This window comes from Stutzerimonas stutzeri, from assembly GCF_024448935.1.
GTDB classification, from domain to species: Bacteria; Pseudomonadota; Gammaproteobacteria; order Pseudomonadales; family Pseudomonadaceae; genus Stutzerimonas; species Stutzerimonas stutzeri_AO.
Genome location: NZ_JAMOIE010000143.1, coordinates 1 through 7,961 on the forward strand (window position 1 = coordinate 1; position 7,961 = coordinate 7,961).

9 protein-coding genes are annotated in these 7,961 nt (G+C 63.6%); 8 read left to right on the top strand and 1 reads right to left on the bottom strand.

The features are described from left to right. Nucleotides 1-33: 33 nt before the first annotated feature. A complete protein-coding gene (locus NA637_RS23465; protein ID WP_003131969.1) occupies nucleotides 34-468 on the bottom strand; it encodes a mercury resistance transcriptional regulator MerR in 435 nt (144 codons plus the stop codon). Nucleotides 469-539: 71 nt separating this feature from the next. Between NA637_RS23465 and merT the strand changes: the two genes are divergently transcribed. The 8 genes from merT to NA637_RS23505 all read left to right on the top strand — a co-directional run. After that, nucleotides 540-890, top strand: coding sequence for a mercuric ion transporter MerT (gene merT / locus NA637_RS23470; protein WP_003131974.1), 351 nt, complete (start codon nucleotides 540-542; stop codon nucleotides 888-890). Between the two features lie 12 nt (nucleotides 891-902). Then, entirely contained in the window at nucleotides 903-1,178 is a 276-nt protein-coding gene (gene merP / locus NA637_RS23475; RefSeq protein ID WP_003131987.1) for a mercury resistance system periplasmic binding protein MerP, read from the top strand. Nucleotides 1,179-1,249: 71 nt separating this feature from the next. Beyond that, the gene (gene merA, locus NA637_RS23480) at nucleotides 1,250-2,935 is read left to right on the top strand and encodes a mercury(II) reductase (RefSeq protein WP_003158917.1); all 1,686 of its coding nucleotides are present in this window, start codon (nucleotides 1,250-1,252) and stop codon (nucleotides 2,933-2,935) included. A gap of 17 nt (nucleotides 2,936-2,952) precedes the next feature. Continuing rightward, on the top strand, nucleotides 2,953-3,318 hold the full coding sequence (merD, locus tag NA637_RS23485; protein ID WP_000995360.1) for a mercury resistance co-regulator MerD: 366 nt from the start codon (nucleotides 2,953-2,955) through the stop codon (nucleotides 3,316-3,318). After that, the gene (gene merE, locus NA637_RS23490; protein ID WP_003132004.1) at nucleotides 3,315-3,551 is read left to right on the top strand and encodes a broad-spectrum mercury transporter MerE; all 237 of its coding nucleotides are present in this window, start codon (nucleotides 3,315-3,317) and stop codon (nucleotides 3,549-3,551) included. The genes merD and merE overlap by 4 nt, the downstream gene beginning before the upstream one ends. Then, nucleotides 3,548-4,537, top strand: a complete 990-nt coding sequence (locus NA637_RS23495; RefSeq protein ID WP_003132006.1) for a DUF3330 domain-containing protein — start codon at nucleotides 3,548-3,550, stop codon at nucleotides 4,535-4,537. Before merE ends, NA637_RS23495 begins: the two co-directional genes overlap by 4 nt. 130 nt (nucleotides 4,538-4,667) lie before the next feature. Beyond that, nucleotides 4,668-5,228 (top strand): recombinase family protein, encoded by a 561-nt coding sequence (locus NA637_RS23500; RefSeq protein WP_003124096.1) that lies wholly within the window; start codon nucleotides 4,668-4,670, stop codon nucleotides 5,226-5,228. 2 nt (nucleotides 5,229-5,230) lie between these two features. Next, nucleotides 5,231-7,961: Tn3 family transposase (locus NA637_RS23505; protein WP_061286751.1), on the top strand; the 2,731-nt coding region annotated here is incomplete at its 3' end.

A 7,961-nucleotide genomic window follows, 5' to 3' on the forward strand; every position in this document is an offset into this window, starting at 1 on the left:
GGGGTCGTCTCAGAAAACGGAAAATAAAGCACGCTAAGGCATAGCCGAACCTGCCAAGCTTGCTCCACCCTGTAGTGACGCGATCAGCGGGCAGGAAACGTTCCCCCTTCGCGCATGGCAGGCGCACACCAACTCAGACAGCACGGCCTCCATGCGCGCCAGGTCAGCCATTTTCTCGCGCACGTCCTTGAGCTTGTGCTCGGCCAGACTGCTGGCTTCCTCGCAATGGGTGCCATCCTCCAGCCGCAGCAGCTCGGCGATCTCATCCAGGCTGAAGCCCAGCCGCTGGGCTGATTTCACGAAGCGCACCCGCGTTACATCCGCCTCGCCATAGCGGCGGATGCTGCCATAGGGCTTGTCAGGCTCCAGCAACAAGCCCTTGCGCTGATAGAAACGGATGGTCTCCACATTGACCCCGGCCGCCTTGGCGAAAACGCCAATGGTCAGGTTCTCCAAATTGTTTTCCATATCGCTTGACTCCGTATATGAGTACGGAAGTAAGGTTACGCTATCCAATTTCAATTCGAAAGGACAAGCGCATGTCTGAACCAAAAACCGGGCGCGGCGCGCTCTTCACTGGAGGGCTTGCCGCCATCCTCGCCTCGGCTTGCTGCCTCGGGCCGTTGGTTCTGATCGCCTTGGGGTTCAGCGGCGCTTGGATCGGCAACTTGGCGGTGTTGGAACCCTATCGCCCCATCTTTATCGGCGTGGCGCTGGTGGCGTTGTTCTTCGCCTGGCGGCGCATCTACCGGCAGGCAGCGGCCTGCAAACCGGGTGAGGTCTGCGCGATTCCCCAAGTGCGAGCTACTTACAAGCTCATTTTCTGGATCGTGGCCGCGCTGGTTCTGGTCGCGCTCGGATTTCCCTACGTCATGCCATTTTTCTACTGATCGGAGTTCACCATGAAGAAACTGTTTGCCTCCCTCGCCCTCGCCGCCGTTGTTGCCCCCGTCTGGGCCGCCACCCAGACCGTCACGCTGTCCGTACCGGGCATGACCTGCTCCGCCTGCCCGATCACTGTCAAGAAGGCGATTTCCAAGGTCGAAGGCGTCAGCAAAGTTGACGTGACTTTCGAGACACGCCAAGCGGTCGTCACCTTCGACGATGCCAAGACCAGCGTGCAGAAGCTGACCAAGGCAACCGCAGACGCGGGCTATCCGTCCAGCGTCAAGCAGTGAGTCACTGAAAACGGCACCGCAGCACAACGGACGTCATTGTCTGGCGCCACAAACGATAAAGGATCTGTTGCATGACCCATCTAAAAATCACCGGCATGACTTGCGACTCGTGCGCGGCGCACGTCAAGGAAGCGCTGGAAAAAGTGCCAGGCGTGCAGTCGGCGCTGGTGTCCTATCCGAAGGGCACAGCGCAACTCGCCATCGTGCCGGGCACATCGCCGGACGCGCTGACTGCCGCCGTGGCCGGACTGGGCTACAAGGCAACGCTAGCCGATGCGCCACTGGCGGACAACCGCGTCGGACTGCTCGACAAGGTGCGGGGATGGATGGCCGCCGCCGAAAAGCACAGTGGCAACGAGCCCCCGGTGCAGGTAGCGGTCATTGGCAGCGGTGGAGCCGCGATGGCGGCGGCGCTGAAAGCCGTCGAGCAAGGCGCGCAGGTCACGCTGATCGAGCGCGGCACCATCGGCGGCACCTGCGTCAATGTCGGCTGTGTGCCGTCCAAGATCATGATCCGCGCCGCCCACATCGCCCATCTGCGCCGGGAAAGCCCGTTCGATGGCGGTATTGCGGCAACTGTGCCTACGATTGACCGCAGTAAGCTGCTGGCCCAGCAGCAGGCCCGCGTCGACGAACTGCGGCACGCCAAGTACGAAGGCATCCTGGGCGGTAATCCGGCCATCACCGTTGTGCACGGTGAGGCGCGCTTCAAGGACGACCAGAGCCTTACCGTCCGTTTGAACGAGGGTGGCGAGCGCGTCGTGATGTTCGACCGCTGCCTGGTCGCCACGGGTGCCAGCCCGGCGGTCCCGCCGATTCCGGGCTTGAAAGAGTCACCCTACTGGACTTCCACCGAGGCCCTGGCGAGCGACACCATTCCCGAACGCCTTGCCGTAATCGGCTCGTCGGTGGTGGCGCTGGAGCTGGCGCAAGCCTTTGCCCGGCTGGGCAGCAAGGTCACGGTCCTGGCGCGCAATACCTTGTTCTTCCGTGAAGACCCGGCCATCGGCGAGGCGGTGACAGCCGCTTTCCGTGCCGAGGGCATCGAGGTGCTGGAGCACACGCAAGCCAGCCAGGTCGCCCATATGGACGGTGAATTCGTGCTGACCACCACGCACGGTGAATTGCGCGCCGACAAACTGCTGGTTGCCACCGGTCGGACACCGAACACGCGCAGCCTCGCGCTGGACGCAGCGGGGGTCACTGTCAATGCGCAAGGTGCCATCGCCATCGACCAAGGCATGCGCACGAGCAACCCGAACATCTACGCGGCCGGCGACTGCACCGACCAGCCGCAGTTCGTCTATGTGGCGGCAGCGGCCGGCACCCGTGCCGCGATCAACATGACCGGCGGCGATGCGGCGCTCGACCTGACCGCAATGCCGGCCGTGGTGTTCACCGATCCGCAAGTGGCGACCGTGGGCTACAGCGAGGCGGAAGCCCACCACGACGGGATCGAGACCGACAGCCGCACCTTGACCTTGGACAACGTGCCGCGTGCGCTCGCCAACTTCGACACACGCGGCTTCATCAAGTTGGTTATCGAGGAAGGCAGCCATCGGCTGATCGGCGTACAGGCGGTCGCGCCGGAAGCGGGTGAACTGATCCAGACGGCGGCTCTGGCCATTCGCAACCGCATGACGGTGCAGGAACTGGCCGACCAGTTGTTCCCCTACCTGACGATGGTCGAGGGGTTGAAGCTCGCGGCGCAGACCTTCAACAAGGATGTGAAGCAGCTTTCCTGCTGCGCCGGGTGAGAAAAAGGAGGTGTTCAATGAACGCCTACACGGTGTCCCGGCTGGCTCTTGATGCCGGGGTGAGCGTGCATATCGTGCGCGACTACCTGCTGCGCGGATTGCTGCGCCCGGTGGCGTGCACACCAGGCGGCTACGGCTTGTTCGATGACGCCGCCTTGCAACGGCTGTGCTTCGTGCGGGCGGCCTTCGAGGCGGGCATCGGCCTCGACGCGCTGGCGCGGCTGTGCCGGGCGCTGGATGCGGCGGACGGCGACGAAGCGGCCGCGCAGCTTGCCCTGCTGCGTCAGTTCGTCGAGCGTCGGCGCGAAGCGTTGGCCGATCTGGAAGTGCAGTTGGCCACCCTGCCGACCGAGCCGGCACAGCACGCGGAGAGTCTGCCATGAACAACCCCGAGCGCTTGCCGTCCGAGACGCACAAACCGATCACCGGCTACCTGTGGGGCGGACTGGCTGTGCTGACTTGCCCCTGCCACCTGCCCATCCTCGCTGTCGTGCTGGCCGGCACAACCGCCGGTGCTTTCCTCGGCGAGCATTGGGTCATCGCGGCGCTCGGTTTGACCGGCCTGTTCCTTCTGTCCCTGTCGCGGGCGTTGCGGGCATTCAGGGAAAGAGAATGAGCGCTTTCCGGCCGGATGGATGGACGACGCCGGAACTGGCCCAAGCGGTCGAGCGCGGGCAGCTTGAACTGCACTACCAGCCCGTCGTCGATCTGCGCAGTGGTGGGATTGTCGGCGCGGAAGCCCTGTTGCGCTGGCGTCATCCGACGCTTGGACTATTGCCACCGGGCCAGTTCCTGCCCGTGGTCGAATCGTCCGGCCTGATGCCTGAAATCGGCGCTTGGGTGCTGGGCGAAGCCTGCCGCCAGATGCGTGACTGGCGAATGCTGGCATGGCGACCGTTCCGGCTGGCCGTCAATGTTTCGGCGAGCCAAGTGGGACCGGACTTCGACGGGTGGGTAAAGGGCGTGCTGGCTGATGCCGAGTTGCCCGCCGAGTATCTCGAAATCGAGCTGACCGAATCGGTCGCGTTTGGTGATCCGGCGATCTTCCCCGCCCTGGACGCCTTGCGGCAGATCGGTGTGCGCTTCGCCGCCGATGACTTCGGGACGGGGTATTCCTGTCTGCAACATCTGAAGTGCTGCCCAATCAGCACGCTCAAGATCGACCAATCGTTTGTCGCCGGGCTCGCCAACGACCGCCGCGACCAAACCATCGTGCACACCGTGATTCAGCTTGCGCACGGGCTGGGCATGGATGTGGTGGCTGAAGGCGTGGAAACATCGGCGAGTCTTGATCTATTGCGACAAGCGGACTGCGACACAGGACAAGGCTTCCTGTTCGCGAAGCCAATGCCGGCGGCGGCATTCGCCGTCTTCGTCAGTCAATGGAGGGGTGCCACCATGAATGCAAGTGACTCGACCACCACCAGTTGCTGCGTGTGCTGCAAGGAAATCCCGCTCGATGCCGCCTTCACCCCGGAAGGCGCGGAATACGTCGAGCACTTCTGCGGGTTGGAGTGTTATCAACGCTTCGAAGCGCGTGCCAAGACAGGGAACGAAACCGATGCCGATCCGAACGCCTGCGACTCGCTACCGTCAGATTGAGGCATACCCTAACTTGGCGTCAGACCATCCGGCGCTAAATCGTCAGAATAGAGTTGCCTTCCGAATTGATTGACATGCGCCGTCAAGGGTCATAGATTTCTTCCTGACACATTTCCCTCAGGAGGATACCTTGCACGGTCAGCGCATCGGTTACGTCCGCGTCAGCAGCTTCGACCAGAACCCAGAACGGCAGCTCGAACAGATCCAGGTGGATAAAGTGTTCACCGACAAGGCGTCGGGCAAGGACACACGGCGGCCCGAACTGGAACGGCTGCTCGCCTTCGTGCGCGAAGGCGACACGGTCGTGGTGCACAGCATGGATCGTCTGGCGCGCAACCTCGACGACCTGCGCCGCCTGGTGCAGGGCCTCACCCAGCGCGGCGTACGCATCGAGTTCCTTAAGGAGCATTTGACCTTCACCGGCGAGGACTCGCCGATGGCGAACCTGATGCTGTCGGTAATGGGCGCGTTCGCCGAGTTCGAACGCGCCTTGATCCGCGAGCGGCAGCGCGAGGGCATCGCGCTCGCCAAGCAGCGCGGGGCCTACCGTGGCAGGAAGAAATCCCTGTCGTCTGAGCGTATTGCCGAACTGCGCCAACGTGTCGAGGCTGGCGAGCAAAAGACCAAGCTGGCTCGTGAATTCGGAATCAGTCGCGAAACCCTGTATCAATACTTGAGAACGGATCAGTAAATATGCCACGTCGTTCAATCCTGTCCGCCGCCGAGCGCGAAAGCCTGCTGGCGTTGCCGGACACCAAGGATGAGTTGATCCGTCACTACACGTTCAGCGAAACCGACCTCTCCATCATCCGGCAGCGGCGCGGCCCGGCCAACCGGCTGGGCTTCGCCGTGCAGCTCTGTTACCTGCGCTTTCCTGGTGTCATCCTGGGCGTCGATGAGCCGCCGTTTCCGCCCTTGTTGAAACTGGTCGCCGACCAGCTCAAGGTCAGCGTCGAAAGCTGGGACGAATACGGGCAGCGGGAGCAGACCCGGCGCGAGCACCTGGTCGAACTGCAAACGGTGTTCGGCTTCCAGCCCTTTACCATGGGCCACTACCGGCAGGCCGTCCAGTTGCTGACCGAGATGGCCTTGCAGACCGACAAGGGCATCGTGCTGGCCAGCACCTTGATCGAGCACCTGCGGCAGCAGTCGGTCATTCTGCCTGCCCTCAACGCCGTCGAGCGGGCGAGCGCCGAAGCAATCACCCGCGCCAACCGGCGCATCTACGATGCCTTGGCCGAACCGCTGTCGGACGCGCATCGCCGCCGCCTCGACGATCTGCTCAAGCGTCGGGACAACGGCAAAACGACCTGGCTGGCCTGGCTGCGCCAATCGCCCGTCAAACCGAATTCGCGGCACATGCTGGAACACATCGAACGCCTCAAAGCGTGGCAGGCGCTCGACCTGCCTTCTGGCATCGAGCGGTCGGTGCACCAGAACCGCCTGCTCAAGATCGCCCGTGAGGGTGGCCAGATGACGCCCGCCGACCTGGCCAAGTTCGAGGCGCAGCGACGCTATGCCACCCTGGTGGCGCTTGCCATCGAGGGCATGGCCACCGTCACCGACGAAATCATCGACCTGCACGACCGCATCCTGGGCAAGCTGTTCAACGCCGCCAAGAACAAGCATCAGCAGCAATTCCAGGCGTCCGGCAAGGCGATCAACGCCAAGGTGCGGTTGTTCGGCCGCATCGGCCAGGCGCTGATCGAGGCCAAGCAGGCGGGCCGCGATCCGTTCGCCGCCATCGAGGCCGTCATGTCCTGGGATGCCTTCGCCGAGAGCGTCACCGAAGCGCAGAAGCTTGCGCAGCCCGAGGACTTCGATTTCCTGCACCGCATCGGCGAAAGCTACGCCACGCTGCGCCGCTACGCGCCGGAATTCCTTGCCGTGCTCAAGCTGCGGGCCGCTCCCGCCGCGAAGGACGTGCTCGACGCCATCGAGGTGCTGCGCGGCATGAACAGCGACAACGCCCGCAAGGTGCCCGCCGACGCGCCGACCGAGTTCATCAAGCCGCGCTGGCAGAAGCTGGTCATGACCGACACCGGCATCGACCGGCGCTACTACGAACTGTGCGCGCTGTCGGAGATGAAGAACGCGTTGCGTTCCGGCGACATCTGGGTGCAGGGGTCGCGCCAGTTCAAGGACTTCGAGGACTACCTGGTGCCGCCCGCGAAATTCGCCAGCCTCAAGCAGGCCAGCGAATTGCCGCTGGCCGTGGCCACCGACTGCAACCGGTACCTGAACGACCGGCTGACGCTGCTGGAAACACAGCTTGCCACCGTCAACCGTATGGCGACGGCCAACGAGCTGCCGGACGCCATCATCACCGAGTCAGGCTTGAAGATCACGCCGCTCGACGCGGCGGTACCCGACACCGCCCAAGCGCTGATCGACCAGACGGCAATGATCCTGCCGCACGTCAAGATCACCGAACTGCTGCTGGAGGTGGACGAATGGACGGGCTTCACTCGGCATTTCGCGCATCTGAAATCGGGCGACCCGGCCAAAGACAAGAACCTGTTGCTGACCACGATCCTCGCCGACGCGATCAACCTGGGCCTGACCAAGATGGCGGAGTCTTGCCCCGGCACGACCTACGCCAAGCTGGCTTGGCTGCAAGCCTGGCACATCCGCGACGAAACCTACGGGGCGGCGCTGGCCGATCTGGTCAACGCACAGTTCCGCCATCCCTTCGCCGAGCACTGGGGCGACGGCACCACCTCATCGTCGGACGGCCAGAACTTCCGCACCGGCAGCAAGGCCGAGAGCACCGGCCACATCAACCCGAAATACGGGAGCAGCCCAGGGCGGACGTTCTACACCCACATTTCTGACCAGTACGCGCCATTTCACACCAAGGTCGTGAACGTCGGCGTGCGCGATTCGACCTACGTGCTCGACGGCCTGCTGTACCACGAGTCCGACTTGCGGATCGAGGAGCATTACACCGACACGGCGGGCTTCACCGATCACGTCTTCGCCCTGATGCACCTCCTGGGCTTCCGCTTCGCGCCGCGCATCCGCGACCTGGGCGACACCAAGCTCTACATCCCGAAGGGCGACGCCGCCTATGACGCGCTGAAACCCATGATCGGCGGCACGCTCAACATCAAGCACGTCCGCGCCCATTGGGACGAAATCCTGCGGCTGGCCACCTCGATCAAGCAGGGCACGGTGACGGCCTCCCTGATGCTCCGAAAGCTCGGCAGCTACCCACGCCAGAACGGCCTGGCCGTGGCGCTCCGCGAGCTGGGCCGCATCGAGCGCACGCTGTTCATCCTGGACTGGCTGCAAAGCGTGGAACTGCGCCGCCGCGTGCATGCCGGCCTGAACAAGGGCGAGGCGCGCAATGCGCTGGCCAGGGCAGTGTTTTTCAACCGCCTGGGTGAAATCCGCGACCGCAGTTTCGAGCAGCAGCGCTACC

Coding starts and splice junctions, on each gene's coding strand:
- NA637_RS23465 (WP_003131969.1), bottom strand. CDS start 468: ATGGAAAACAATTTGGAGAACCTGACCATTGGCGTTTTCGCCAAGGCG.
- merT (WP_003131974.1), top strand. CDS start 540: ATGTCTGAACCAAAAACCGGGCGCGGCGCGCTCTTCACTGGAGGGCTT.
- merP (WP_003131987.1), top strand. CDS start 903: ATGAAGAAACTGTTTGCCTCCCTCGCCCTCGCCGCCGTTGTTGCCCCC.
- merA (WP_003158917.1), top strand. CDS start 1,250: ATGACCCATCTAAAAATCACCGGCATGACTTGCGACTCGTGCGCGGCG.
- merD (WP_000995360.1), top strand. CDS start 2,953: ATGAACGCCTACACGGTGTCCCGGCTGGCTCTTGATGCCGGGGTGAGC.
- merE (WP_003132004.1), top strand. CDS start 3,315: ATGAACAACCCCGAGCGCTTGCCGTCCGAGACGCACAAACCGATCACC.
- NA637_RS23495 (WP_003132006.1), top strand. CDS start 3,548: ATGAGCGCTTTCCGGCCGGATGGATGGACGACGCCGGAACTGGCCCAA.